This is a genomic window from Labrys sp. KB_33_2 (genome assembly GCF_052114505.1).
Classification (GTDB): Bacteria; Pseudomonadota; Alphaproteobacteria; order Rhizobiales; family Labraceae; genus Labrys.
Genome location: NZ_JBFREW010000001.1, coordinates 339,280 through 364,278, shown reverse-complemented (window position 1 = coordinate 364,278; position 24,999 = coordinate 339,280). Strand labels below are relative to the sequence as shown.

General features: G+C 63.4%; 24 protein-coding genes, 1 tRNA gene and 1 riboswitch. Of the genes, 15 read left to right on the top strand and 10 right to left on the bottom strand.

Annotated elements, in window-relative coordinates; translation table 11 throughout:
• Positions 1-21: 21 nt before the first annotated feature.
• The gene (locus AB4037_RS01760; RefSeq protein ID WP_434957792.1) at positions 22-675 is read right to left on the bottom strand and encodes a tetratricopeptide repeat protein; all 654 of its coding nucleotides are present in this window, start codon (positions 673-675) and stop codon (positions 22-24) included.
• Positions 676-853: 178 nt separating this feature from the next.
• Positions 854-1,609 (bottom strand): DUF3053 family protein, encoded by a 756-nt coding sequence (locus tag AB4037_RS01755; protein WP_441770325.1) that lies wholly within the window; start codon positions 1,607-1,609, stop codon positions 854-856.
• A 374-nt stretch (positions 1,610-1,983) separates the two neighbouring features.
• Between AB4037_RS01755 and AB4037_RS01750 the strand changes: the two genes are divergently transcribed.
• Both AB4037_RS01750 and AB4037_RS01745 read left to right on the top strand, forming a co-directional pair.
• The gene (locus AB4037_RS01750; RefSeq protein WP_434957794.1) at positions 1,984-2,862 is read left to right on the top strand and encodes a DUF975 family protein; all 879 of its coding nucleotides are present in this window, start codon (positions 1,984-1,986) and stop codon (positions 2,860-2,862) included.
• A 136-nt stretch (positions 2,863-2,998) separates the two neighbouring features.
• The gene (locus tag AB4037_RS01745) at positions 2,999-4,264 is read left to right on the top strand and encodes a hypothetical protein (protein WP_441770324.1); all 1,266 of its coding nucleotides are present in this window, start codon (positions 2,999-3,001) and stop codon (positions 4,262-4,264) included.
• Here the strand turns inward: AB4037_RS01745 and AB4037_RS01740 are convergent.
• Together AB4037_RS01740 and bluB are read right to left on the bottom strand one after the other, a co-directional pair.
• The gene (locus tag AB4037_RS01740; protein WP_434957796.1) at positions 4,257-4,937 is read right to left on the bottom strand and encodes a TerB family tellurite resistance protein; all 681 of its coding nucleotides are present in this window, start codon (positions 4,935-4,937) and stop codon (positions 4,257-4,259) included. The genes AB4037_RS01745 and AB4037_RS01740 overlap by 8 nt on opposite strands.
• Before the next feature lie 27 nt (positions 4,938-4,964).
• Entirely contained in the window at positions 4,965-5,699 is a 735-nt protein-coding gene (bluB, locus tag AB4037_RS01735) for a 5,6-dimethylbenzimidazole synthase (RefSeq protein WP_441770323.1), read from the bottom strand.
• A 43-nt stretch (positions 5,700-5,742) separates the two neighbouring features.
• Positions 5,743-5,923: riboswitch (cobalamin riboswitch) on the bottom strand.
• Between the two features lie 137 nt (positions 5,924-6,060).
• Here bluB and AB4037_RS01730 point away from each other — a divergent pair.
• The 9 genes from AB4037_RS01730 (at position 6,061) to AB4037_RS01690 (ending at position 14,690) form a co-directional block, all read left to right on the top strand.
• A complete protein-coding gene (locus tag AB4037_RS01730; protein ID WP_434957798.1) occupies positions 6,061-6,681 on the top strand; it encodes a cupin domain-containing protein in 621 nt (206 codons plus the stop codon).
• A gap of 137 nt (positions 6,682-6,818) precedes the next feature.
• Positions 6,819-7,760, top strand: a complete 942-nt coding sequence (locus tag AB4037_RS01725; protein WP_441770322.1) for an ABC transporter substrate-binding protein — start codon at positions 6,819-6,821, stop codon at positions 7,758-7,760.
• A gap of 87 nt (positions 7,761-7,847) precedes the next feature.
• Positions 7,848-8,666: an ATP-binding cassette domain-containing protein gene (locus tag AB4037_RS01720; protein ID WP_441770321.1), complete on the top strand. Its 819-nt coding sequence runs from the start codon at positions 7,848-7,850 to the stop codon at positions 8,664-8,666.
• Positions 8,663-9,670 (top strand): ABC transporter permease, encoded by a 1,008-nt coding sequence (locus AB4037_RS01715; RefSeq protein ID WP_441770320.1) that lies wholly within the window; start codon positions 8,663-8,665, stop codon positions 9,668-9,670. The genes AB4037_RS01720 and AB4037_RS01715 overlap by 4 nt, the downstream gene beginning before the upstream one ends.
• A 2-nt stretch (positions 9,671-9,672) precedes the next feature.
• Positions 9,673-10,761, top strand: a complete 1,089-nt coding sequence (locus tag AB4037_RS01710) for a phosphotriesterase family protein (protein ID WP_434957802.1) — start codon at positions 9,673-9,675, stop codon at positions 10,759-10,761.
• A 130-nt stretch (positions 10,762-10,891) separates the two neighbouring features.
• Complete coding sequence (locus AB4037_RS01705; RefSeq protein WP_441770319.1) at positions 10,892-11,680, top strand: glutamine amidotransferase; 789 nt, start codon at positions 10,892-10,894, stop codon at positions 11,678-11,680.
• A gap of 3 nt (positions 11,681-11,683) precedes the next feature.
• Entirely contained in the window at positions 11,684-12,598 is a 915-nt protein-coding gene (locus AB4037_RS01700; RefSeq protein ID WP_441770318.1) for a ribokinase, read from the top strand.
• Positions 12,595-13,437, top strand: coding sequence for a BtpA/SgcQ family protein (locus tag AB4037_RS01695; RefSeq protein ID WP_441770317.1), 843 nt, complete (start codon positions 12,595-12,597; stop codon positions 13,435-13,437). The genes AB4037_RS01700 and AB4037_RS01695 overlap by 4 nt, the downstream gene beginning before the upstream one ends.
• On the top strand, positions 13,434-14,690 hold the full coding sequence (locus AB4037_RS01690) for a Zn-dependent hydrolase (protein ID WP_441770316.1): 1,257 nt from the start codon (positions 13,434-13,436) through the stop codon (positions 14,688-14,690). Before AB4037_RS01695 ends, AB4037_RS01690 begins: the two co-directional genes overlap by 4 nt.
• Before the next feature lie 48 nt (positions 14,691-14,738).
• Here AB4037_RS01690 and AB4037_RS01685 read toward each other — a convergent pair whose 3' ends face one another.
• Entirely contained in the window at positions 14,739-15,473 is a 735-nt protein-coding gene (locus tag AB4037_RS01685) for a hypothetical protein (protein WP_441770315.1), read from the bottom strand.
• A 196-nt stretch (positions 15,474-15,669) separates the two neighbouring features.
• Entirely contained in the window at positions 15,670-18,696 is a 3,027-nt protein-coding gene (locus AB4037_RS01680) for a PAS domain-containing protein (protein ID WP_441770314.1), read from the bottom strand.
• Between the two features lie 183 nt (positions 18,697-18,879).
• On the opposite strand from AB4037_RS01680, the gene AB4037_RS01675 reads away from it, so the two are divergent.
• The 4 genes from AB4037_RS01675 to AB4037_RS01660 all read left to right on the top strand — a co-directional run bounded on the left by AB4037_RS01675 (position 18,880) and on the right by AB4037_RS01660 (position 21,032).
• A complete protein-coding gene (locus AB4037_RS01675) occupies positions 18,880-19,260 on the top strand; it encodes a phasin (protein ID WP_434957809.1) in 381 nt (126 codons plus the stop codon).
• 571 nt (positions 19,261-19,831) lie between these two features.
• Positions 19,832-20,281 (top strand): phasin, encoded by a 450-nt coding sequence (locus AB4037_RS01670; RefSeq protein ID WP_149253972.1) that lies wholly within the window; start codon positions 19,832-19,834, stop codon positions 20,279-20,281.
• A 130-nt stretch (positions 20,282-20,411) separates the two neighbouring features.
• Positions 20,412-20,488: transfer RNA gene (locus tag AB4037_RS01665), tRNA-His, on the top strand.
• Positions 20,489-20,834: 346 nt separating this feature from the next.
• Positions 20,835-21,032 carry a hypothetical protein gene (locus AB4037_RS01660; protein ID WP_434957810.1) on the top strand — a complete coding sequence of 66 codons (198 nt, stop codon included), beginning with the start codon at positions 20,835-20,837 and terminating at the stop codon, positions 21,030-21,032.
• Between the two features lie 490 nt (positions 21,033-21,522).
• On the opposite strand, the gene AB4037_RS01655 is transcribed toward AB4037_RS01660, so the two are convergent.
• From AB4037_RS01655 to AB4037_RS01640, 4 genes are all read right to left on the bottom strand, one after another.
• Complete coding sequence (locus AB4037_RS01655; RefSeq protein WP_149253971.1) at positions 21,523-21,732, bottom strand: cold-shock protein; 210 nt, start codon at positions 21,730-21,732, stop codon at positions 21,523-21,525.
• A 233-nt stretch (positions 21,733-21,965) separates the two neighbouring features.
• Positions 21,966-22,958: an FCD domain-containing protein gene (locus AB4037_RS01650; protein ID WP_441770313.1), complete on the bottom strand. Its 993-nt coding sequence runs from the start codon at positions 22,956-22,958 to the stop codon at positions 21,966-21,968.
• A 33-nt stretch (positions 22,959-22,991) separates the two neighbouring features.
• A complete protein-coding gene (locus AB4037_RS01645; RefSeq protein WP_441770312.1) occupies positions 22,992-23,861 on the bottom strand; it encodes a substrate-binding domain-containing protein in 870 nt (289 codons plus the stop codon).
• A 25-nt stretch (positions 23,862-23,886) separates the two neighbouring features.
• Positions 23,887-24,999, bottom strand: a complete 1,113-nt coding sequence (locus AB4037_RS01640; RefSeq protein WP_441770311.1) for a mandelate racemase/muconate lactonizing enzyme family protein — start codon at positions 24,997-24,999, stop codon at positions 23,887-23,889.

The window sequence follows — 24,999 nt, the reverse complement described above, 5'->3', positions numbered from 1 at the left end:
GAGGAGGGTAAGGAAGGCTGGTTATCCCAGCTCGGACAGGGTCTGCCTGGCCTCCACATGCTCGGGGTCGAGCTCGACCAGCCTCTCGAAGATCTTCCGGGCTTCCTCGCTCTTGCCGAGGGCGCGTGCCGAACGGCCAAGGCCGACAAGGGCCTCCGGCGAGGAGGGCCTCAAGGCCACGGCCTGCTGGTAATGGGCAGCGGCCGGCTCGGCCCGTTCATTGTGCAAGAGGAGATCGCCAAGGCCGATATGGGCTTCGGCATGGTTCGGTTCGAGCTTCAGGCAGGCAAGATAGGCCTGCAGCGCCTCGTCGCCTCGCTCGAGCGAGGCAAGCAGATTGCCGTAATTATAATGGGTGTCGGCCGCCTTGGGATCGAGCTTCAAGGACGAACGGAAGCAATATTCCGCACGCGAGGCATTGCCGAGGCCACGATTGGCGAGGCCCAGCCGCATCTGTGCGTCGGCGCTGCCGGGATTGATCTCGACCGCCCGGCGGAGCACCTTCTCAGCCTCGTCATGCACGCCGCGCTGCAGCAAGAGCGTGCCAAGCAGGTTCAGGGCGTTGAAATCCCCGGCGCGACTGGCCAGGATCTCGCGATAGCCGGCCTCGGCGGCATCGAGCCGGCCTTCGCGATGATGCTCGACGGCTTTCTTCAACTTTGCTTCGGCGGCCATGCTGCGGTGTCCGGGTGGGGCGGGAGGGATTGCCGGACCTTGTGGCGGATCGGGCTGCAAAGGTCAATCCAGACCCGCACCTAAGCGTTTTGCGATTTGGTAGATTCACCGAAAATCGCAAAAGCACAGCGAAACAAGAGCTTAGAGCAAATGGACGCCAACTCTCGAGGTGTTTTGCTCAGAGGGCGTCGAATGCTTTGTTCAATCCGTCCTGCCTGGCATAGAGATCCTTCAGGATGCCCTGCATCTGCGCCAGGATCGCCGGATCGTCGGTGAGCAGACCGTTGCCTTGTACCTGGATCTTGCTCTGGTTCTGCCGCACGAAGGTGACGAGCTTCTTCATCTGGTCGGTCACCCCCGTCCATTGCGGCTCCAGATTTGCCCAGTCGCGACCGCGCTTGGACACAGTACGATCATAGGCCTTGTCGTAGACGGCCTTCAAATCATCCGGCAACTGCAACCGGGCCCTGGCCGTATCCGCCGTGTCGACCAAAATCTTGGTTTCCCTGCCTCGTTGCAGGAAGCTTGCACTGAACTTGTCGAGCAAAGTCGGATCGGCGATCAACTCCGGTGCGCCGGGCATGCGCATGGCCTTGTTGCCGTTGCGACCCACGCCCGTGCGCTGGTTCATGCCATCGAAGAACGCCTGCATGACCTTGAAGCTGTCCGCGTAAGGGCCGAAGGCTTCTTCCTGGCGGGGTGTCATGACCGGAAATGTCGTCTCATCCTTGTTATCGACCAAGCGGGCCTGCAAAAACTCCATATAGGCCTTGCGCTGCTCTGGCTCCTTGCTGAAGCAAGCCGCTAGAAGCAGGCACAGCCCGATGGACAGCCACAACGGCGATTTGCGAAGCATGGTTTTCACGTGACCCTTGATTGGAAATGAGTGGATAGGGCTATGGAACAGCTGCCCTTGTTTTGGCAATAGGCTCATCCGCCGAAATTACCTTCCAAGAATGTTGGGAATTTCTTCGGTAACTGTCCTTACGGAATCGCTCCAATGATCTCGGACAATGACGCTCCTGACGTGCGTCTTCTGCCAGATCAGAGCACAGAACATTGTCATTCTCGCGAGAATAACCCTACGTATTGGCGAGCCGCGCCCCCGCTTGGTTGATATGGGGGTGTAGTCGACTACTCCTTGTCCACGACACCTGGATGTAACGTACGGGACTCTGTTTCTCCATCGGAGCCGCTAGGATAGCTTGCGTCAGGGCCCCCAGCCTGCCGAAATGCATACTCACTTCTATTGAATTGTGTTGGCGCCTTGCTCGTATAGGCTGGCGCGAGTGCGCTCCGGAATTGATCATGAGCAAAGGAACTCTCATGTCCGTCGTCTCGCCGTCATCCGACCAGCCAGGAAGCAAGCCTCTAGGCATCGGACAGATCATCGCCGATGCCTTCAGCGTCAGCCTGAGGAATTATGGCTGGGTGTTCCTGCTCCAGCTCGCGGTGTTCGCCATTTTCTTCGGCTTGCTCGGCTCGTTTTTCTGGGCGGCATTGAGCGGTGACCGGTTGGCGGCCCAATTGGCGATCCAAAGGAACATCGCCTTATTCTACCTGCTGCTCCTGGCGGCGGGCTTCCTGTCGCTCGCCTTCTATTGCGCGATGATCCGCTTGCTTCATGATCGTTACGCCGATCCCGCCAAACCTTTCATGGCAGCCTGCTTGGCCGGCGCCAGGAGATTCCTGCCCGTCTTCGGTTTATTGCTGATCTATATTCTTGCCTACATCGCGTTCTACCTCATCGCCGCTTTGATCAGCCTTGTGTTCCTTGGCATTGGCGCTCCGCCCGGCTTCCTCATCGTCGCTGCGTTGATCATCGGCATTCTTGGTCTCTTCCTGGTCTTTCCCTACCTTCTTTCCTTCGTCATCTGCATCAACGAGGATGTGGGGCCAATCCGCGCGCTCCGCCGCAGCCGCTATCTCAGCGCCGGATACCGCTGGCCTCTTTTCGGCATGATGCTCCTCACCTGGGTGATCTGGCTCGCTTATCTCGTGGTCGTGAATGTCCTGGCTCGCATATTCGGTCCCGGCGGCGGCATCGCGGCTTTGATCATGATGCTGCTGATTTTGCCCCTGATGTATGCGTGGCTGATCGGGGTCTATTCGATCGCGGCCTATCGCCTGCGCCTGCTCAAGGACGGAATCGATTTGACCGGCTCCGTCGCGAATGTGTTCGATTGAGACCTCGTGCCTAGAAAAGTTCCCTCCTCTTAGACTCGGGCCGCGAAGCCGTTGCGGCGCTCGCGGCCTCTGCTAATCCAACGATCTTTCAGGCGGGCGGCATCCGATTCCCGGTATGCGCCCTGCCGATCCGGGAATGACGATGCGCTATTTGCTGACATGGGCCGCGGCCGTCACGATGACGGTGGTGTTCTCCTTCGCACCGGCCAGGGCCGACAGCCCGGCCTCGGCCCTGTTCCAGAGCTATCTCGGCCAGGGGCGTATCAGCGAAGCGGACGAACAGATGCTGGCCCTCGCCACCAAGGCCAGCAGCAATGCCGACGCCAGGCTCGGCCTCGGCATGGTGCGCACGGCGCGGGCGCTCGAACATTTGTCGCAGGCCCTCTACAAATATGGCTTCGCCACCGAAATGCCGGCGATGCGGGTGCTCGGCCTCTCGGGCACCGTCTTCAGCACCAATCCCGATCCGCAGCCCATCACCTATAAGGACTTTCGCGGCATCCTCGCCACGTTCCTGGCCGATCTCGAAAAGGCCGACCAGACCCTGGCTGAGGTCGGCGACAGCCCCGCCAAGCTGACGGTCGATCTTTCCGTCACCCGCTTCGACTGGAACGGCGACGGCATCATCGACGAGCGCGACCATATCGGAGCAGCCATTTCCGACATCGACGATGCCGGCAAGCCCAAGCCCTTCATCGTCGCCTTCGACACTGCCGACGCCAAATGGCTGCGTGGCTACTGCAATTTCCTGATGGCCCTGACCAAGACCCTGTTGTCGCACGACATGTCGCGCAGCTGGGACGCGGGCTTCGGCAGCCTGTTTCCACATGCCGTCAGCGGCCTTGCCAAGGCCAATGGCGGCGATGGTGGCGACGGATTGGGCATGACCCTGTTCGGCACGAGCAAGCGTGACACCGACGCTATCGCCGATCTGATCAGCCTGGTGCATACGATCGACTGGCCGGTGGCCGACAAGGCGATGTGGCTGGAGGTGCGCGACCATATCAAGACGGTAATCCGGCTCAACCGTGAGACCTGGGCGCTGATCGGCAAGGAGACCGACGACGATCACGAATGGCTGCCCGGCCCGCGGCAGAAGAGCGGCGTCCTGCCCTCCCTCGACGTAACGCAGGAGCGTATCGACTCATGGCTTGCGCTGCTCGGCCAGGTCGAGCAGGTGCTGGACGGCAAGCTGCTGATGCCGCATTGGCGTTTCACCAAGGGCGTCAATCTCGCCAGGGTCTTCGAGCAGCCCGGCAATTTCGACCTGGTGCTGTGGATCACCGGCCCAGGCGCCTTGCCTTTCCTCGACAATGGCAAGGTGATGGATGCAGAGGCCTGGGGCCAGGCGACCAGTATCTTCGGCGGCGACGTCGCGAGCTACGCCTTCTATTTCAATTGAGCGGGCGCCCGGCCGCGGCATCCGGCGCAAGCAGGCGTCTCTTCAGGCGAACGATCGCCTCGCGCTGCAAATCGCTGGCCTCGCCATAGGCATTGGCGACCTCGCCCAGCATATCGATAAGCTGTTGGCGCTCCGGCAGGGACAGGCGCGCCCGCAGAAGGGGCGCCAATTCCTCGGCGACCGGCGTGAACACCCGACCGCGATCCGTCAATTGCAAGGCCTGCTCATAGACATGCTCGCGATCGCCGATCCCGAGTGGATCGGCCATAAGAGCGAGGATCGTGTCCCGCTCGGCCCGGGTCAGCAAGCCATTGGTGCGGACAAGCTGGATCATCAGGACGACGGCCGCGAGCCTCGGATCATCGATGGTCTTGAGAGAGGCGCGCTCGAGCGCCTGCGGCCGAACCGTGTCGGAACCCCGGTCGAGCGGAAGGGGGACAACTTTCGGCACGGTCTCGAGGCGGCGGCCCGCCGCCGGCTTGCGGGCCTTGCCGCGCAACAGCCAGAACAGACCGACGAGGGCGGCCACGAATGCCCCGATCAGGATCGCCCTCGGCCCCTCCAGCAAGACCAGGCTGGTAATCAGCAGTGCGATAATCCAGATCGCATTCTTACGCAGGAAATCCATCGGCCGTGCCACCCGATCGAGACGGCGCGCATCTGCGCCGGCCACCCCAAAGCGTCTTTGCGCTTTGCTCTATCAACCAGCATTCCCCATAGCCGTCCGCATGGCGGCGAGCAAGGGATGGTCGGGCCGCTGGCCGTCCCAGGCGTCGAAGCTCAGCACGGCCTCCGGCGGCAGGCGCTGGCGCCAGCCCTTCACTTCCAGCTCCGGCCGGGCATAGGCTTCGTGCACATAACCAAGGCACAGATAGGCGACCGGAATTACGCGCTCGGGAATGCCCAGTGCCGCACGCAGGCGCACGGGATCGACGATGCTGACCCAACCGACCCCAACGCCCTCGGCCCGTGCCGCCAGCCAGATGTTCTGCACCGCGCAGACAGTGGAGTAGCGGTCCATGGCCATGTCATGGGTGCGGCCGAGCACCACGGGGCCGGCGCGGTCTGGATCGCAGGTGATGCACAGATTGACCGGGGAATCGAGGATGCCGGCAAGCTTCAGCGAGCGGTATTGCGCCTGCTTCTGCGGCGGAAACATCGCCAACGCTTCCGCATTGGCCTCCTCGAAGAGGGCCTGCACCTTGCCCCGGGCCTCAGGGCACCGCAGCACCAGGAAACTCCAGGGCTGCATGAAGCCGACCGACGGCGCATGATGCCCGGCCACGAGGATGCGCGCGAGGACATCGTCCGGAACGGGCTGCGGACTGAATTGGCTGCGGACGTCCCGCCTGGTGAAGATGGCGCGATAGACGGCGTCGCGTTCGGCCGGTGAAAACGGCCCGGAGGGCGCAAGCGCTCCCGTGGATGGGTCCATCGTCATTCCCCTTGCGATGGCAATCGCCGCGCCGTCCACGCGCGCCGATCTATCGCCTCCGGCCGGTCTTCTGACTCGGGATCCACCCATCCGGACGCCTTCCCCGCAGAGCGAGTGGCCTGAAACCTGCCCGGATAGTCCCCCTTACAGCGTTGGGCACGTCGCGGCTTCAAACCGCGTTCCCGATTCTCCCGCAAGCGGGCACCGAAGGTCTTGCGGATGTAGCATGGGAGGTGCCGACTGCCCAGCCGTTTGGGACGCTGATGCCGAGCGGCCGGCGGCGAAGTGGACAGGGTGCAGGCTTGTGGCCTAGAATCGTCGGCTAGGCTTTCGGGCAATGAAGCATCCTGGCAATCGCGCAATGAACAAGATCGACCTCAAACGACGCGCCGGCGATCACCCCGATCCCCTGGAACAGGCCAATCCCGTGCGGCTCGGCACCCGCCTTCGCCTGGCCCGGCAGACAAGGGGGCTGACGCTGAAGGCCCTGGCGACGGCCGCGGACTGTTCGGAAAGCCTGCTGTCCAAGATCGAGAACGGCAAGGCCTCCCCTTCCCTGCCCATGCTGCATCGCCTCGTGGAGGTCCTCGGCACCAATATCGGCTGGATGTTCGAGGAATCGGATAGCGAAGAGGGTATCGTCTTTCGCGCCGGCTCGCGCCCCCTGATCTCGCTGGACCCGCTCCGCCGGGGCGAGGGCATCTCGCTGGAACGGGTGATCCCCTATTCGCCCGGTCATCTCCTCCAATGCAACATCCACCACATCGAGGCCGGCGGCGAGAGCGCCGGGCCGATCCAGCACCAGGGCGAGGAAGTCGGCTATGTGCTGACCGGAACCGTGGAGCTGATGGTCGGTGAGCGTACCTTCAAGCTCTCTGCCGGCGATACCTTCGTGTTCAAGTCGGAATTGCCTCATTGGTACCGCAACACCGGAACGGAGCGCGCGAGCATCTTCTGGGTCAACACGCCTGCCACCTTCTAACGCCTCACGCCGTCGGCGTTTCAAGAATCCCCGAGACCGCCATTCAAGTAACTTGACATGAATTCAAGTCTCTTGAATGATGCTGATGTCAGAACTGAGAATGAGCCCGGCACGGGCCATCCATGAAGGGAACTGAAATGCGGCTTTCAAAATATCTCGCCGGCTGCTCGGCAGCGGCAGCCCTGGCGCTGTCCCTAGGATCGGTGTCCGCTTTGGCCGACACCTTCGCCCTGGTCACCATCAACCAGCAGGCCCTGTTCTTCAACCAAATCAACGAAGGCGCTGAGGCCGCCGCCAAGGCGGCCGGCGCCAAGCTCGTCATCTTCAACGCCAACAATGTTCCGAGCGCCCAGAACGATGCGATCGAGAACTACATCACCCAGAAGGTCGACGGCATCATCCTGATCGCCATCGACGTCAACGGCGTGAAGCCCGCCATCACCTCCGCCAAGAAGGCCGGCATCCCCGTCATCGCCATCGATGCCCAGATCCCCGACGGCGACAATGTCTCCTTCGTCGGCGTGGATAATCTCAAGGCCGGCGAGGACATCGGCAAGTTCTACGCCGACTACGTCAAGTCCAAGCTGGATGGCACCGCCAAGATCGGCGTGGTCGGCGCTCTCAATTCCTACATCCAGAACCAGCGGCTGGATGGCTTCAAGAAGGCGGTGACGGCCAGCGGCCTCAAGGTCACCTTCCTCGACACCGTCGACGGCCAGAACGTGCAGGACGTGGCGCTGAGCGCGGCCGAGAACCTGATGACGGCCAATTCCGACATGACCACGCTCTATGCCACCGGCGAACCGGCCCTTCTCGGCACCGTGTCCGCCGTGACCAGCCAGGGGCGCACCGAAGGCGTCAAGGTCTTCGGCTGGGACCTGACCAAGCAGGCCATCGAAGGCATCGACCAGGGCTGGGTCACCGGCGTGATCCAGCAGGATCCGGCCGGCGAGGGCAAGGCCGCGGTGGAAGCCCTGGCCAAGCTCAAGAAGGGCGAGAAGGTCGAGCCGATCATCAACGTTCCCGTGACGATCGTGACCAAGGAGAACGTCGACAAGTTCCGGGGCATGTTCAAGTAACGGGCTGACAGGCCCCCCACGCATAGTTGGGCCCAGGCCCGCTGCTCTTCGAGCCGCGGGCGGGGCATCTCATTGCCAGGCGGAACCATGATGGACAGTGGCGAACCCTACCGCGTCAAGATGACCGGTATCTCCAAGCGATACAACACGATCCAGACCCTGGACGACGTATCGCTGATGCTCAGGCCCGGCGAGGTGCTGGGACTGGTCGGCGACAATGGCGCCGGTAAATCGACCCTGAGCAAGGTGCTTTCGGGCGCCGTGATCCCCGACACCGGCGCGATCGAGATCGACGGCAAGGTGCAGTCCTTCGCCTCCCCTGCCGATGCCCGCGCGGCGCGGGTGGAGATGGTCTATCAGGACCTGTCGCTGTGCGACAGCGTCGATGTCGCCGGCAATCTCTTCCTCGGCCGCGAGCCCAGGCACCGCATCCTCGGCGTTCCCTTCCTCGACCAGCGCCGCATGCACGACCAGGCCCGCGACATGCTCGACAAGCTCGGCATCGTCATCGCCGATACCAGGCTGAAGGTCGAGAACCTCTCCGGTGGCCAGCGCCAGTCGATCGCCATCGGCCGCGCCGCTTCCTTCAATCCCTCCGTGCTGATCATGGACGAGCCTACGGCCGCCCTGGCCGTCGCCGAAGTCGAGGCGGTGCTCGAACTGATCCGCACCGTCAGCGCCCGCGGCGTCAGCGTCATCCTGATCACCCACCGCCTGCAGGACCTCTTCCTCGTCTGCGACCGCATCCAGGTGATGTATGAGGGTCGCAACGTCGCCGAGCGCCGGATCGAGGACACCAATATCGAAGAGGTGGTCAACCTCATCGTCGGCCGCAAATTCAACGCCCGCTCCGCCGGCGCCGCCCAAAAGAACGGCTCTCCCCAGGACAACGGAGCCCGCGCATGACGGCCTCATCCACCACCCCCGCCCATCGCCCCCGCGTCCACAAGGCGCGCTGGCGCGACAAGGCGATGGCGAATGGCAGCATCATTTCGATCGCCCTGTTCTTCATCTTCGTCTGCCTGGTCTTCTCGATCTGGACCGACGCCTTCCTCACCACCCCCAACCTGCTCAACATCGTGCGCCAGTCGGCACCGCTGCTGATCGTGGCGGCCGCAATGACCTTCGTGATCACGACGGGCGGCATCGATCTTTCGGTCGGCTCGGTGCTGGCGCTCGCGGCGACTCTGTCGGCGGCCTCGCTGCAGGCCGGGATTCCCTGGCCCCTCGTCATCGTGCTGATGCTGGCAATGGGCGGCGTGATCGGCGCCATACAGGGCTTCTTCATCGCCTATGAACGCATTCCCGCCTTCATCGTCACCCTGGCGGGCCTGTCGGTGATCCGAGGCCTCGCTCTCCTGATCACCGCCGGCTATTCGATCCCGGTCGAGGCCCAGAGCCCCTTCACTGCGATCGGGCGCGCCTGGTTCCTCGGCGTGCCCGTGCCCGCCCTGATCGCCCTCGTGGTGCTGGTGATCGCCTTCCTCGTCTTCAACCGGACGCCCTTCGGCCGCTATGTCACCGGCGTCGGCGCCAATGCCGAGGCTGTCCGGCGCTCCGGCATCAACACCCGCTTCGTGGTGCTGTGTGTCTATATCCTCTCCAGCATGGCGGCCGCCGCGGCCGGCGTCATCCTGGCGGCGCGCCTTGGCTCCGGCTCCTCCAATGCCGGCCAGGGTTTCGAGCTCGACGTCATCGCCGCGGTGGTCCTGGGCGGCACCAGCCTGTTCGGCGGGCGCGGCACCGTTGTCGGCACGGTGCTGGGCGCCCTGACGGTGGCGGTCATCGCCAACGGCCTGGTGCTGGCGCATATGTCACCCTTCCTGACTCCTATCGTCACCGGCTCGATCATCCTGATCGCCATCTGGCTCAATTTCCGCCTGTTCAAGGGCGCGATGAGGAGCCATTGAGCATGGATCACCTGTTCCAGCCCCGTCCCGCCGAACGCAAGCCGATCGGCATCCGATCCGGCACCGCCATGACCGTGCTCGGCCCGGTGCCGGTGGACGACCTCGGCATCACCCTGATGCACGAGCACATCCTGCTCGATGGCGCCCGCACCTGGAAATGCCCCTGCCATCCGGACGAGAAAGCGATCGCCGAGCAGGCGGTGAATATCGAGATCATCGGCGAGTTGCGGATGAACCCCTATATGAATCGCGACAATGTCTCGCTCGACGACAGTGACCTCGCTTTGTCCGAGCTCAAGCGCTTCCAGGCGCTCGGCGGCCATACGGTGATCGAGGCCACCAATATCGGCATCGGCCGGGCACCCGAGAAGCTGGCACGCATCTCCCGCGCTTCCGGCATGAAGATTATCATGGGTACCGGCTTCTATCTGGAGCCGACCCATCCGGACTGGCTGAAGGCAATGGATGTCGAGGCGGTGACGCAGTTCATCGTCAACGATGTCGGCGGCGGGCAAGAGCAGCCGCAGATCATGGCGGGGATCATCGGTGAGGTCGGCGTCAGCAAGGACTTCACGGCGGAGGAGGAAAAGTCGCTGCGCGCCTCGGCGCGCGCAGCCGGGATCACCGGCCTGCCGCTCTCCATCCATCTGCCGGGCTGGGAGCGTCTCGGCCATCGCGTGCTTGACATTGTCGAGGCCGAGGGCGCCGATCCCAGGCATACCGTGCTCTGCCACATGAATCCGAGCCATGCCGACCTGCCCTATCAGCGGGCCCTGGCCGAGCGCGGCGCCTTCCTCGAATACGACATGATCGGCATGGACTATTATTTTGCCGACCAGGACGCCCAGTCCCCTTCCGACGAGCAGAACGCCACCGCGATCCGCGCGCTGGTCGACATGGGCTTCACCGACCGCCTGCTGCTGTCGCAGGACGTCTTCCTGAAGATCATGCTCACCCGCTATGGCGGCTTCGGCTACGGCTTCATCCTCAAGCATTTCGTGCCCCGCCTCCTGCGCCACGGCGTGGAGCAGGCCGCGATCGACCGCGTGCTCGTCGACAATCCCAAATCCGTGTTCTCCGCCGCGGCGTGAGCCCACGACCCCTTTTCCTGGAGCAAAGCGCTTTTTATCGAAAACGCACTTTTGCTCTAACTCTTTGTTCGAACGCGTCTTTGCGATTCTTGGTGATCCCACCAAATCGCAAAACGCTATAGGAGTGACCATGTCCAAGAAGAAGATCCTGCTCGCCGGCGAATCCTGGGTCTCGACCTCGACCCATATCAAGGGCTTCGACCAGTTCCCGACCGCCACCTACCACACCGGCGCCGATGAGCTTCTCGCCGCCCTGAAGGACGGCGCCTTCGACGTGACCTTCATGCCTGCGCATGAGGCCCAGCGCCATTTCCCGCAGACGATCGAGGCGCTTTCCGCCTATGACGCCGTCGTGCTATCCGACATCGGCGCAAACACGCTGCTGCTCCATCCCGATACCTGGATCCACTCCAAGCCCACCCCGAACCGCCTGCGCCTTCTGCGTGACTATGTGCAGAACGGCGGCGGCCTGTTGATGTTCGGCGGCTATTTCAGCTTCCAGGGCATCAATGGCGGCGCGCGTTACCGCAAGACGCCGGTGGAGGACGTGCTGCCGGTCGAATGCCTTGCTTTCGACGACCGCGTGGAAGTGCCCGAGGGCTACGCCCCCGTCGTCACCGGCGCGGCCGATCATCCGATCCTGCAGGGTCTCGGCACGGAATGGCCCATCCTGCTCGGCTACAACGAGGTGACGCTCAAGTCGGGCGCCGAGGTGCTCGCCACGGTCTCGTCCGACTATGGTTCCCAGCCGCTGCTGGTGACCGGCACCTACGGCAAGGGCCGCACCGTGGCCTGGACGTCCGATGTCGGCCCGCATTGGCTGCCGCCGGGCTTCATCGCCTGGGACGGCTACAAGAAACTGTTCGAGCAGATGCTGGCTTGGGCGACCGAGAAGAATCGGGCGACCACGAAGGGCTGAACCATGGCAGTGCATGTCGTCGGCAATGTCTGTGTCGACACGACCTTCCGGCTGGAGCGTTTCCCGGTTCCCGGCGAAACGCTCAATGCCTCCGGTCACGCCGACGGCATCGGCGGCAAGGGCGCCAACCAGGCCATTGCCGCCTCCCGCACAGGCGCGGACGTGACGCTGTGGGCGGCTGTTGGCGACGACCTGGCGGGAGGCTGGATCACCGATCGTCTCACCGCGGAAAGTCTCGCCGGCCGCCTCACCGCCAAGCCCCTGCCCACGGATCGCTCGGCGGTGCTGGTGGAAACCGGCGGCGAGAACATCATCGTCACCGGAAGCCTGTGTGCCGAAGCCTTCGATCCCGACGCGGAAACGGATATCGCCGAGCGGATTGCGCCCGGCGATATTGTGGTGATGCAGGGCAACCTGTCGCCCCGGGCCACTTCGGCTTGTCTTGATATGGCCAGGCACCGCGGCGCCTGCACCATTCTCAATCCCAGCCCTCTCCCCGCCGAAACAGGCCCGGCACTGCCGTCGGCCGATATCGTCATCGTCAATGAGGGGGAAGCCCAGGCGCTGACCCGCTGCGACGATCCCGAGCAGGCCGCCGCTGAACTCCTCCGCCAGAAAGCCGGCATCGTCCTCGTCACCCTCGGCCCCCGCGGCTGCCTCATTGCCGAGGGCAGGACCGGAAGCATTCGCCGCCTGCCAGCCCCGGCGGTCACCGCTATCGATACCAGCGGCGCGGGCGATGTCTTCTGCGGCATCTTCGCCGGCGGCATCGATCTCGGCATGGCGCCCGTCGAGGCGACCAGCCTCGCCATTGCCGCCGCTGCCATCGCGGTTGGCCGCAGCGGCACATCGGAGTCCTGCCCCAGCCGGGCGGAGATCCGCGACCTCATCAGGAAATTGGAAACGGAAAAGCCATGACACCCTCCTCCAAACCCATCGGCCAGGCTGCCGGCGATGCGCTGACCAGCCTCTATGGCAGAACCAAGGTCGTCATCGGCGTGGTGCATCTCGCCCCGCTTCCCGGCTCCCCGCGCTATCAGGGCGAAGCGATCGAAGCCATCTATCAGCGCGGCCTCGACGATGCGAAAGCCTATCTGCATGGCGGCTGCGAGGGCGTGATCGTCGAGAATCATGGCGACATCCCCTTCGCCAAGCCCGACGACATCGGCCCCGAGACATCGGCTTATATGTCGGTGATCTCCGACCGCATCCGGCGCGAACTCGGACGCCCCATCGGCGTCAACGTGCTGGCCAATGCCGCCATCCCCGCCCTTTCCATCGCCAGCGCCGCCGGCGCGGGCTTCATTCGAGTCAACCAATGGGCCAACGCCTACGTCGCCAATGAAGGCTTCGTCGAGGGCGAGGCTGCCCGCGCCATGCGCTTCCGGGCCAAATTGCGCGCCAACGGCATCCGCATCTTCGCCGACGCCCATGTGAAGCACGGCTCTCACGCCATCGTCGCCGACCGACCGGTGGAGGAACTGGTGAAGGATCTCGTCTTCTTCGACGCCGATGCCATCATCGCCACCGGCCAGCGTACCGGCCATGCCGCGGATCTTGGCTATATCCGCATGATCAAGGAGGCAGCCGGCCTGCCGACCCTCGTCGGCAGTGGCGTTACCCCGGACAATGCCAACGACATCCTCTCGATCGTCGACGGCGTGATCATCGCCAGCGCCCTCAAGCATGACGGCGTATGGTGGAACCCGGTCGACCCCGCCCGTGTGACCGCTTTCATCGCCGGGCTGGCCCGATGACATCTCCGGCTATCAATGCCGAACGATTGCAGCAGCGTCTCGAGGCCTTCGCCCGCATCGGTGCCACGCCGGCGGGCGGCGTCAACCGCCAGGCCCTCAGCCCGGAGGATCGCGCCGCGCGGCGCCTGCTGGCCGAACTGGCCCAGGCCCGAGGCTTCGGGGTCTTCCAGGACGCCATGGCCAATCTCTTCATCCGCCGCGGCGGGCGTGACGACAGCCTGCCGCCTTTGCTGATCGGCAGCCATCTCGACAGTCAGCCCACCGGCGGGCGCTATGACGGAGCGCTCGGCACACTGTCGGCCTTCGAGGCACTCGAAGCATTGGAGGATGCAGGCCTGCAGACGCCGGGTCCCCTCGAGGCAGTCGCCTGGACCAATGAGGAAGGCAGCCGCTTCGCACCCGGCGTGATGGGATCGATGGCCTTTGCCGGCGCTGCGGATCCGGCGCAATGGCAGTTCCTGACCGGGAGCGACGGCGCCTCCTTCTCGGGCGAGTTGGCCGCGACGCTTGCATCCCTGCCTGAAGCGGCCCTGCGCCCCCTCGGCCCCCCCCTGTCGGGCTATATCGAGCTGCATATCGAGCAGGGCCCCTCGCTCGAAAAGGAAGGTCTCGCCATCGGCGTGGTCACGGGCGTCCAGGGCACGCGCTGGCTCAAGGTCACCGTCACCGGCGAGGCCGGCCATGCCGGCACCACGCCGCTACCTTATCGCCGCGACCCGATGGTGGCGGCCGTCGGCATGATGTATCAACTCCAGATCAGCGTGATGCCCTCCGATGCCGATGCGAGGCTGACGGTCGGGCGGATCGCCACCATCCCGGGATCGGTCAACGCCATACCCAAGGCCGTGATCTTCAGCCTCGACCTGCGTCATCCCTCGGCTGGCCGGCTCGAAGCCATCGAGGGCGAGGTGCGGGCCATCTGCCGCGCCGAGGGTGAGAAGCAGGGCTGCTCGGTCGAGATCGCCACCGCCTTCGACATGCCGCCCGGTGTCTTCGCGCCAGAGATGATCGACACCATCGAGGCAACGGCCAACCGTTTGTGCCTGCCCAGCAAGAGGATGGTCTCGGGCGCCTTTCACGACGCGCTGTTCCTTGCCCGCGTGGCGCCGACGGCAATGATCTTCGTACCGTGCCGAGACGGCATCAGCCATAACGAGGCCGAGCATGTCGAGCCTGCGAGCATAAGGGACGGTGCTCGGCTGCTGCTCGAAGCGACGATCGCGGTGGCGCATGGATCGGCAAGGACGGCGTGAAGAAACCTGGTCGGGAAAGAGCACGCTATATGAATAGGACAGGCTGCTCTATTTGATGAATTGGCCCTGCCAGTCTTTAGGACGCCAGTCGGGCTCATCGACCCAGAGCTTGAACGTCAGGGGCTTGTCCGTATCGCCGTTGACGGCAAGGCGGCGGGCATCGCGCAGGGCGATGGCTTCATCGTAAAGTGCCATGTCGCTATCCATAAAGCGGACTTCGACGACATAGTGAGGCGGGGCATCGGCCGGCCGTTGCGCGGTGAGGGCTGCGGGCTCCATCATCCCCGGTCGCACATCGCTATGATTGACCAGGGCAATGGCGACCACGAGGCCGGCTTCATTGCACGGCACCCATTCGCCGAGCTTCTCCTGCGTCTTGTTGGGACCGTTTTTGCCGAAATTCTCCGCCACAATGGCGGCATTGTAATTGAGGCGCTTCCAACCCGCCTTGTCGAACCTCGCAGCGATCTCCTGCGCCAGAGCCATCATTTGATCGAACGACAGTGGTTCACGCGGCAATGTCGCGGCAAAATTCGTCAGAAAGCCAGCCGTCTGCCCGAAAAAGACGTCACGTCCGGCCGGCAAGGAGACCGCACAATCGCCTTTCTCATAGCGCAGGATATAGCCATCAGGCTCGGCCGGCCGATCGGCGAAGGCATGCAGAAACATAAATCCCATATCGGGTAATTCGGCCCCGGCTTGCCCGAGATGGGGCTTGGGATCGATGGTCGGATTGGCGACAAAGAACTGGCCAGCCGCCTGACCCAATTGGGCGGTGACCATGATGATTGGCCTCGCGGCTCCAGGCTCTACAGAGGCCGCTTCTTGGGCGAAAGCTCGGGCGCCGGCAAGGAGCTGAAAAGTCAAGACAGGCACGACGAAGGCCACCGTCAGAAACGCCCGGCAAGAAGTTTTCGTCGTGGGCAAGGAACCCATACCGGCTCGCTCCTCCAAACTCACCAATTTCGGCTGGAGCCCCCTACTCCGCCAACACCCGCGTCGAGGGGAAGGTCACTTCCACCAGCGTTCCCGAATTCTTGGTGGACTGGATGGTGAAGCTCGCCCTGTTGGCTTCCACCAACGCCTTGGTCAGGGGCAAGCCAAGACCCGTGCCGCCCAGGGTGGTCGAGGCGACCTGGCGGAAAGGTTCCATGGCGATGGTGAGCTCGCGTTCGGTCATGCCGACGCCGGTATCGCGCACACGCAGCACGGCTTCGCCACGCTCCGACAGTGTGGTGGAGATGATCGCCTGGCCGCCCGCTTGGGTGAACTTGATCGAGTTGGACAGCAAATTGAGCACGATCTGGCGGATGCTGCGCCCATCGGCCACGACATTGGGCAAGTTCCCGGCCAGCGCCATGCGGATGATGATGCGGTCGCGGCTGGCCTGGGGCTGCATCAGGCTGACCGACTGCTGCACCACCTCGTTGAGATTGACGCTGGAGAAGCTGAGGTCGAGCTTGCCGGCCTCGATCTTGGAGAGATCGAGCAGATCGTTGACCAGGCTGATGACGTGCTCGCCGGAGGTGTGGATATCACGGGCATAGGAGCGGTAGCGCTCGTTGCCCATTGGACCGAAACGCTCCTCCATCATCACCTCGGCAAAGCCGATGATGGCGTTGAGCGGTGTGCGCACCTCATGCGAGATCTTGGCAAGGAAATCCGATTTCTGCGAAGAGGCTTCCTCGGCCTGACGTTTGGCGGCCGTCAGCTCGCTTTCGGCCTTCTTGAAGCTGGTGACGTCGCGCAGTACGGCGCAAAAGCGCTTGGCCTCCTCACCCGTCTTCTCGCTCCCGAGCCGGCCGATGGTCATGAACAGCGGCACGGCGCCACCCTGGCGCACGCGGCCGATCACCTCGCGGCCGTCGTTGAGCAGGCTCGCCACACCGTTGGAGCGTAGGCTGTCGAGATAGTCGAAGGCCGCGCGGTGGCTCTCCGGCGCGAACAGCAGCAGGAGGTCCTTGCCGATGATCTCGCGCTGCTCATAGCCGAACAATGCCTCGGCGCTGCGGTTGATGCTGACGATGCGTCCTTGCTCGTCGAGAATCACCACGCCGTCGGTCGCCGTGTCGAGCACGGCTTGAAGTTCGTCGGCACGGCGTTCGGCCGCATGCAGCTTGTCGGCACCGACCTCGCCGAGCGGACGGCGAACGGAAATGAGTAGAGCGCTCTCCCCATCCCAATGCGTGGTCTGCACGCGGCCGTCGACGGCGATGGTCTCGCCCGAAGCGGTTTTCAGGAGCACGCCGGGATTGGCATCCTCGCCCGTGGCAACGGGTCCGCTGCCGGCAAAGACATGGTCGAGGCCGCCGACCTGGCGGATCGCCTCGACATCGGGATAGCCCAGCAGTTCGAGCATGGTCCGATTGGCAAATTGCAGTTCCTCGCCGCGCGCGATGAAGATACCGATCGGAAGCCGGTCGATCAGGGCGACCGGCACCTTGTCGAGACGCCCGAGCTTGATCGGGCGCGCCACCGGCTCTGGCTCGCCTGCGGGCAGCGTTTCGGGCGAGACTGCCTCCGGTTCGGAAGCGGCGTCCTCCAGCCAGCGGATCTCATCGGCGCTCAGGGCCGGCGCAACGGCGGGGTCGGCGGGCTTGGGATCGGGCTGCGCCAGGGCTATCACGGCGCCGGGCTTTTCAAGGCGCGTTTCCGGTTCCGCGTGAGCGACCGGTTGCTCCAGACCAGCGTGATCGGGTTCAGCGGCCGGGGGCGCTTCCTGCTTCGCCGGTTCGACCCGACGTTCACCCTCGATACGCGCCCCCAAGGCCTTGGCAATCTCGTGGAAAGCGGTCCGTTCCGTCGCCGTCAGGCTGTGCCGCTCCGGCCCGGACCGTTCGGATATATGTTTTTCAGATACAGGCCGCTCGGGTGCGTGTTTTTCTTGGGTCACCTTGCTCGGCAAGCGTACCACATTGCTGTCGGCATTCCGCGGGGGCGTACGAACCGACAATGGTTCAGGAGCGGGTGCCGGTTCCTGCCCATCCGCCGGTTCGGCATCCTGCCAGACGACCGCGGCTTTCGCCGGCGGCACTTCAGCCTCGATCGGGGTGGATAGCGCCCGCGGCATACCGGCAATGCCGAAACCACGGAAACCGGCGAACTGACCTTCGCCCTGGAATTGCGGCGAAGCGCTCAGGCTGATCGGCGTTTCCTGTCGGGTGGCAGCATCGGGCCAGAGCACGGACAGCCCGGTCCAGGTCTGGCGCCCGGCAAGGGCCGAGACGATGGCCGTGCTGTCGCGCAGACCATGCGCCGCTGCGATATCGGCGAAGCGCCGGCCGGTCCAGTCGGCGGCCCGCTGGCCCAGGGCCTGCGCCAGTTCGGCCGATACGGAGACGAAACGTCCCTCGGCATCGGTCTGGAAGACGAAGCGAAGAGGTTTGGTGCGAGCGATGGGCAACGGCTCGGCTGGCTTGTTGTGCGCGGGCTCCACGGGCGAGGACAGCGGAGCGTCCGGCCTTGCCGGCTCGCTGCGCTCGCCTTCGGCTTCGACCCAGCGCCAGGCGCCGTTCTGTTCGAAGGGCTTGGCCGCAGCCGACTCACCGGACGGAATTGCCTCCGTCCCTGCGGCCGGCAAGGGCGGCAGCGTATCCGTCACCGAGGGCGGAGCCCAGCTCTGCTGCCGCCGTCCGCGCGGCAGATCGAGCGATTGCACGAGCAGTCCCAGAAACCCTTCCGGACCGTCGAAGGATCGGCAGGCACAGGACAGGGTGTCGAGCGCGCCCATGCCGGGCAGGCGCAGGCGATCGAGCCGCATGGCCCCCGGCCTCGGGAGTTTGCGGGCGATGGCCGCGATCTGCGGCGAGAGCGAAACCAGGGCGGAACTCGATTGCTGACGCAGGATGTCCGCCGGCGCCAGGCCCAGGCTCTGGGCTGCGGCGCGGTTGGCCCAGGCAAGCGCACGCCCGTCCAGATGCCAGACGAAGGCTGGGCGCGGGTCGTCCATCAGCGCCTGCAGGCGCTGATCGGCCATCAAAGCCGTCCGCAACATCGCCTCGATCATGCCGTTTTCCAAGAACCTGCCGAAATGACTAACAAAGTATGAATACAGATGGAAAACAAAAGGGTAAATCGCCGGCCCGCCGTCATCCCCCACTGATCTCAGGCATGGTTAAAACGCCAAGCCTGCGCTATCGTCACCTGCACCGTCACCGGCCTGGGGGCGGGGGCAACGGAGGATACGCCAATGACAACCAAGCCGCCGAACTTCGAAATTCCGTCCGAGATGCGCGACATGGCGGAAAAGAGCGTCGATCAGGCCAAGAAGGCATTCGACGGTTTCATGGGCGCGGCCTACAAGGCAGCCGGTACCCTCGAAGGCACCAGCGATGCAATTCAGACCGGCGGCAAGGATATCGGCCGCAAGGCCCTGACCTATGCCGAACAGAACGTGGCGGCTGCTCTGGACTTCGCCTCGAACCTCGTCAAGGCCAGGGACCCTCAACAGGTACTGCAACTGCAGAGCGACTTCATCAAGGCGCAGCTCCAGGCTTTCGGCGAGCAGGCCAAGGATATTGGTGCCACGGCCAGCAAGGTGGCTTCGGACGTCGCCAAGCCGAAGAAATAGAGATTATCAAGACAGCCGGGCCGGGATTGCCCTGACGGGCAGCCCCGGCAGTGCCGCATTCCTATCTCAACTGGCGCGGGTGCGAGGTAATATATTGCTTGGAACCCGCACGCTAATAATTCCAAATAACTGAACTATTCTTGGCGACCCTGCAAAAAGACAGCCCTGTCTTGCAATCACGGCATATCTCTTCGTCGCGGTGATACGCAATACTTTCCGCAGCGTAACGTTGCACCTCTCCTCTATGGCGGCAAAGCGCTAATTCGGCCACCAATTGTCATAAAAGTGGCAATTGCAGCGCAATATCGGGTAAAAACCCGTCAATCACCCTTGATCTGACCAAGCGAAAAATTCACCAATAGGCATAATTTTGGGCATGAATCGCCCAAAAATTGCGCTTTGATCTGACGATTGTGCACTGCAACAAAGTTATTGCATCGCACAAAGGCATTTGATATAGATTGCGGCAGGTGAGGTCGCCGCTCGTTGCAGCACGTCATGCCGACGCTTCCTCAAAGTCGTTTCGTTAAGTCCACTAATCCAATTTCACCCTTATCCCAAGGAGCGTTCTATGGTTGCCGCCAAGAACAAGACTGAAACTGAGCTGGCCTTCGAAAATCTCTCCAAGCTGGAAATCCCTGCTTCCGTCCGTGACTTCGCCGAGAAGGGCGCCGCCCAGGCCAAGGACACCTATGCCAAGATCAAGGTTGCTGCCGAGGAAGCCTCCAGTGCTTTCGAAGGCGCTTATAGCACCGCTTCCAAGGGCGCTTCGACCCTCGGCCTGAAGGTTCTGGAGTCGGCTCGCACCAACACCAACGCTTCCTTCGATCATGCCATCGCCCTGTTCGGCGTGAAGACCTTCTCCGACGTGATCGAGCTCAACACCGCTTTCCTGCGCAAGCAGGCTGAAGCCGTCTCCGCTCAGACCAAGGAATTCGGCGAGCTCGCCCAGAAGGTTGCCAACGAGGCGATCGCTCCGGTCAAGGCTCAGGTCGAGAAGACCTTCAAGAGCGTCGCCTGATTTTTCGGCACGTACGGCTCTTTCGAGGCCCGGACATGGTCCGGGCCTTTTCTTTGAGTGGGACGGATTAAAAAATCCCGCGCCCCACACTTGAAATAGCGGATCGATCCCGCTAAACGCATGCCCAGATGCAGTTGTAGCTCAGTTGGTTAGAGCGTCGGATTGTGGCTCCGGAGGTCGGTGGTTCGAGACCACCCAACTGTACCATCGCAAGGCTTGATGCCGTGGTGGTGCTTGCGACGTGACCGTCGAGAAATTTCTCCGGTTTGACGTCATTTAAATCAGGTCAAGTCGAGTTCACGCGGATCATGCTGCGCGTCTTGCCTCGACAGCCCGGCAAAACTCAATTTCACTCATGCGATCGATGAAGATTCCCACACCAGCGCGACAATAGACCATTCGATGGCTATTTTGCGCGGATAGACTCATTTCCATCACCATAACAGCCATATCGGGCCCGGAAGGAATCACGACCAAAGCAGGCTCGATATCCCTGCTGGCCGGCGACGAAACTTCTTTCACCGGTACCCGCCACTCTCATCATCGGGCACAGTTGGTCTATGCGGCGAGCGGCGGCGTCTCCGACACCACCGATCGCCGCGGCACCTGGGTTGTGCTGCCGAACAGCGCCGTGTGGGTGCCTGCCCATGTCGGCATGCGGCTGTCACGCGAGTTCCGTGTCGTGGAAATCTCACCATTCGTGCGTGAATCGATTCTCAGGCTCGACGGCGGCAGGGCCTGCTCGTGCTGATTTTGCCGGGCGCCTTTCGGCGTTGCTCGTCGAGGAACTGGTCTTCTTACCCACGAACCGCTCGGCCCGCCCTTGCCGCGGGCAGCGCAGTTCGGCCAACTCAGCGGAAGACCGTCTCCTGTCAGTACCTCAGCCCATGACGGCTACCAGGGCGATCACGCTGGCGAGCCCGAGCAACCTGCCGAGTAAGAAGGGACTTAGGAGGTCCGCCTAGTCGGCGAACGCTGGTCGCGTCGGAAGTCGCTGGGGTCGTCACAGATTGTTCTCGGCTTTGGACGTCGATGGCTCGGCCGCCGCCGGCGCTGCGCCGGGATCACCCATTCGAACCGTCGGGACGGCATGGGAGAACAACCTTTGTCGAGAACACGCCAGCCGTTCTGGCAGAGCCCTCAGGCAATAAAAAACGCCCCCGGCTATCGCCGGAGGCGTCAAACGAGCGTTCGCCCGTCTTGAATTGAATCAGACGCGTCCTGCGACGCGCCCGCAGGGCTTAGGCAGCCTGGAGGCGATCAGCCGACATCTTGCCGGAACGACGATCCTCGACCAGCTCATAGCTGACCTTCTGGCCTTCCTGCAGATCACGCAGGCCGGCGCGCTCCACGGCGCTGATGTGAACGAAAACATCCTTCGAGCCGTCATCCGGCTGAATGAAGCCATAACCCTTCTGGGAGTTGAACCACTTAACGGTACCTGTGCTCATGACGAACCTTTCCTATGGGCACGATCGAACTTCCTGCAACCGACCGGCGGCACGAAGCTCCATGGGTCGAAATTGGTAGGAAGGTCATCAGCGAGCGTGGTCGCAAAACCACACAGCCAAAACGTCCGGCCGAGATCGATGGGCTTTTATGCTGATATCGGCGCAAAAATGCAAGCGTGACCGTGCCCGTCATATTTGACATTGATTTCGCCTCGAATCGAGCCGTTTTCAGGTCAAATCGGGTCAAGATAGGGGTATAACTGCTTCGGACCAAGTGTGGGCAGATCCACAAGGCGTGCTGGATTCTCGCCACGCGAGTGCCACAAATGGCTTTTTAGGGCGAGTGCCGCCTCTTCCACTCGCCCCCCGGCAAGATGTTCCAGCACAGTTTTATGCATCCCGATCATCTGAGGAATGTCGGTGCGCTCGCCATAATTGCCGAAAGACAGATGTACCGAAATCAGCGGTAATTGACAGCGATAAAGCGTGGCACGCAACTCCTCATTGGCACAGCGCAGCACGATGTCCTGATGCAGATCCGTTTCGAGCCGGTGCAACAAGGATGCATCCGATCGCGCCTCGGCGGTGTGCGCCTGCGACACCCGTTCGAGTCTTTCCTCGATTATCGACGGTTCGAGCCCTGGCGCGGCCTGCCGAAGGGCGGCCGGCTCCAGCAGGATGCGCATTTCGTAGAGCTCGTCGATTCGAGCCGGTGTCAGCGGACCCGCATACCAGCGCGCATTGGCCTCCTGGCGCACCAGGCCGACGCGTTCGAGCCTCAGCAGGAGTTCATGGGCAACGGTGCGGCTGACGCCGAAATGCTCTGCCAGTGCGAGGGTACGAATCTGGAAGCGTCCGAACAGCAGGCATGACGCGACCTGGCGCTCCAGCGTGGGATAGATCAGGCTGCGCCAGTTGCGCTGCCCGAGCTCACTGCCAAGGCCCTCCGGCAGCGTGACGTGGCCGGCGAGATCACCCGGCCTTGCCGGCACCGCTTGGCTGAGGCCTACGACCACCCCCCGCAGCGCCGGCCTGCGATGGACCAGGCGTTCCGCCTCCAGGCGGGTCAGCGCGACCACGGCCGGCATGCGGCCGACACCGAACAGATCGGTGACCGCCTTTTCCCGGATGACGAACCCGGCCGGCAGCGCACCGGAGCGAATATGGGAGGCCAGCGTTTCGCCGACGATCTCGTTCAACCGTCGTCTTGTCGCCGGGATGCCCATGCCGCCCCTCCCCTCGCATCGTGCGTCACGCGCTCAACGGTAGCCCGCTTCCGACAGGGCCCGGATCCGGGCTGCATTGTCGCGGTCGACGATGGCGGCTCCGGCATCGAGGCTTGCCGGCATCAAGCCATACCGCAGATTGAGCACGAGCTGAATCACCGGATAGAAGCCCTGCGCATAGGGTTGCTGGTCGATGGTGAAGGCAAGCTGTCCCGCTGCGATCAGCCGCAATATGGCGGGCGACAGGTCGAAGCCGGCGACATAAAGCGCCCGGCCTTCCTGTTCCGCCGCCAGCCCGGCTGCTTCGGTGTCGGCCTGCCCGGTGGCGAGAATCGCCGAAATGCCGGGCTCTCTGGCCAGAACCGCCAGGATATGCCGGGTGGCCTCCTCGACCTGATGGCCGGTTACCGTCTCGATCCACTCGATGCCAGATCTTTCCAGGGCGGCCTTGATGCCGTCGCGTCGTTCCTCCAGCGCCGAGATGCCGGCATCGTGGAGAGTGAGCAGCACGCGGCTGCCTGGAGCGATGGAAGCGGCTGCCCGCCGGCCAAGGGTCCGGCCGGCCGCGCCGAAATCCTGCGCGATACCGCTGAGCGTGCCGGCGCTGCCGCTGCCCTGGTCGATGTTGAAGGCCACCACCGGAATGCCCCTGGCATGGGCCTCGGCGACCACGGGAGCGAAGGCGGCGCCGTTGAAGGCGACGAGTGCCAGCCCGTCCACACCATCAGTCATGCCCCGCCGTGCGAGCTCGGCCATTTCCTCGGTGTCCACCCCCTTGGTTCCCGTGAACACCGCTTCGACATCCATCAGGGCGGCAGCATCCATCATGCCCTTGCGGACGGGGCGAAAGAAATCCTCGTCACAGGTCACGGCGATGAACTGGAGCCTCAGCCGCCTTGCCATGACATTCCTCCTTCCCCTCTTTCGATCAGCGCGCCGTGATCCGCCTCGCCGACCCCTCGGCCTGCAAGGCGGCAAGGGCCCCTTCGTCCCAGTCGATACCCAGACCCGGCTCTGGGGAGGGCAGCGCATAGCCGGCTTCGATGCGCATTGTTTTGCCCGTCACGCCGTCGAGTTGGGGAATGTATTCCACCCAGCGTGCATTGGGCACGGCACAGCACAGACCGACATGCAGTTCCATCAGGAAATGCGGGCAGACCGCGACATTGAAGCTCTCCGCCATATGCGCCACCTTGAGCCAGGGCGTGATGCCGCCGATGCGGGCGACATCGACCTGCACCACCGAGCAGGCGCGCCGCTGCAGATAATCGCGAAAATGGGACGGGCTGTAGATGCTTTCCCCAACTGCGATCGGGATCGAAGTGGAAGCGGCCAGGCGAACGTGCCCATCGACATCGTCGGCCGGCAGCGGCTCCTCGAACCAGCCGATATCCGCCTCGCGATAATGATGGGCACGCCGGATCGCCTCGTCCACAGCGAAGGCCTGGTTGGCATCGGTGAAGATTTCGAAGCCCTCGCCGACGGCTTCACGCACGGCGATGAGGCGATTCACGTCTTCGCGCACCGGACGGCCAACCTTGATCTTGCAACCGCCGAAACCGTCGGCCTTGGCCTTGAGGGCGTCGGCGACAATCGCCTCCTTGTCGAGTTGCAGCCAACCGCCCTCGGTGGTGTAGAGCCGGATCCTGTCCTGGGCACCCCCGGCCATGACATGCAGGGGCAGGCCGGCCTTGCGGCAACGCAGGTCCCACAGCGCCGTATCGACCGCGGCAAGAGCGAGCGAGGTAACGGCGCCCACCGAGGTTGCATGGCTGAGGAAGAGCAGATCGCGCCAGATCTGCTCGACCATGGCGGCTTCGCGCCCGATCAGCGCCGGCGCGAACGTACGCGCCAGGAGTTCCAGGACGGAATGCCCCCCCGTGCCGATCGTATAGCTATAGCCGATGCCGACGGCACCATCGCTGTCGAAGACGCGAACGATCGGTGTCTCCTGGGCCACGAAGGATTGGATGGCGTCGACCCGCTTCACCTTGGGTTCGAGCACCACCATCGACAATTCGATGCGTTCGATCCTGGCCAT

Excerpts from the sequence above, each read along its gene's own strand:
- AB4037_RS01695 (WP_441770317.1), top strand. The coding sequence starts at position 12,595 with ATGACACCCTCCTCCAAACCCATCGGCCAGGCTGCCGGCGATGCGCTG.
- AB4037_RS01730 (WP_434957798.1), top strand. The coding sequence starts at position 6,061 with ATGAACAAGATCGACCTCAAACGACGCGCCGGCGATCACCCCGATCCC.
- AB4037_RS01715 (WP_441770320.1), top strand. The coding sequence starts at position 8,663 with ATGACGGCCTCATCCACCACCCCCGCCCATCGCCCCCGCGTCCACAAG.
- AB4037_RS01655 (WP_149253971.1), bottom strand. The coding sequence starts at position 21,732 with ATGAGCACAGGTACCGTTAAGTGGTTCAACTCCCAGAAGGGTTATGGC.
- AB4037_RS01710 (WP_434957802.1), top strand. The coding sequence starts at position 9,673 with ATGGATCACCTGTTCCAGCCCCGTCCCGCCGAACGCAAGCCGATCGGC.
- AB4037_RS01650 (WP_441770313.1), bottom strand. The coding sequence starts at position 22,958 with ATGGGCATCCCGGCGACAAGACGACGGTTGAACGAGATCGTCGGCGAA.
- AB4037_RS01750 (WP_434957794.1), top strand. The coding sequence starts at position 1,984 with ATGAGCAAAGGAACTCTCATGTCCGTCGTCTCGCCGTCATCCGACCAG.
- AB4037_RS01745 (WP_441770324.1), top strand. The coding sequence starts at position 2,999 with ATGACGATGCGCTATTTGCTGACATGGGCCGCGGCCGTCACGATGACG.
- AB4037_RS01645 (WP_441770312.1), bottom strand. The coding sequence starts at position 23,861 with ATGGCAAGGCGGCTGAGGCTCCAGTTCATCGCCGTGACCTGTGACGAG.
- AB4037_RS01755 (WP_441770325.1), bottom strand. The coding sequence starts at position 1,609 with ATGAGCCTATTGCCAAAACAAGGGCAGCTGTTCCATAGCCCTATCCAC.
- bluB (WP_441770323.1), bottom strand. The coding sequence starts at position 5,699 with ATGGACCCATCCACGGGAGCGCTTGCGCCCTCCGGGCCGTTTTCACCG.
- AB4037_RS01685 (WP_441770315.1), bottom strand. The coding sequence starts at position 15,473 with ATGGTCACCGCCCAATTGGGTCAGGCGGCTGGCCAGTTCTTTGTCGCC.
- AB4037_RS01705 (WP_441770319.1), top strand. The coding sequence starts at position 10,892 with ATGTCCAAGAAGAAGATCCTGCTCGCCGGCGAATCCTGGGTCTCGACC.
- AB4037_RS01640 (WP_441770311.1), bottom strand. The coding sequence starts at position 24,999 with ATGGCCAGGATCGAACGCATCGAATTGTCGATGGTGGTGCTCGAACCC.
- AB4037_RS01670 (WP_149253972.1), top strand. The coding sequence starts at position 19,832 with ATGGTTGCCGCCAAGAACAAGACTGAAACTGAGCTGGCCTTCGAAAAT.
- AB4037_RS01720 (WP_441770321.1), top strand. The coding sequence starts at position 7,848 with ATGATGGACAGTGGCGAACCCTACCGCGTCAAGATGACCGGTATCTCC.
- AB4037_RS01675 (WP_434957809.1), top strand. The coding sequence starts at position 18,880 with ATGACAACCAAGCCGCCGAACTTCGAAATTCCGTCCGAGATGCGCGAC.
- AB4037_RS01760 (WP_434957792.1), bottom strand. The coding sequence starts at position 675 with ATGGCCGCCGAAGCAAAGTTGAAGAAAGCCGTCGAGCATCATCGCGAA.
- AB4037_RS01690 (WP_441770316.1), top strand. The coding sequence starts at position 13,434 with ATGACATCTCCGGCTATCAATGCCGAACGATTGCAGCAGCGTCTCGAG.
- AB4037_RS01700 (WP_441770318.1), top strand. The coding sequence starts at position 11,684 with ATGGCAGTGCATGTCGTCGGCAATGTCTGTGTCGACACGACCTTCCGG.
- AB4037_RS01680 (WP_441770314.1), bottom strand. The coding sequence starts at position 18,696 with ATGATCGAGGCGATGTTGCGGACGGCTTTGATGGCCGATCAGCGCCTG.
- AB4037_RS01725 (WP_441770322.1), top strand. The coding sequence starts at position 6,819 with ATGCGGCTTTCAAAATATCTCGCCGGCTGCTCGGCAGCGGCAGCCCTG.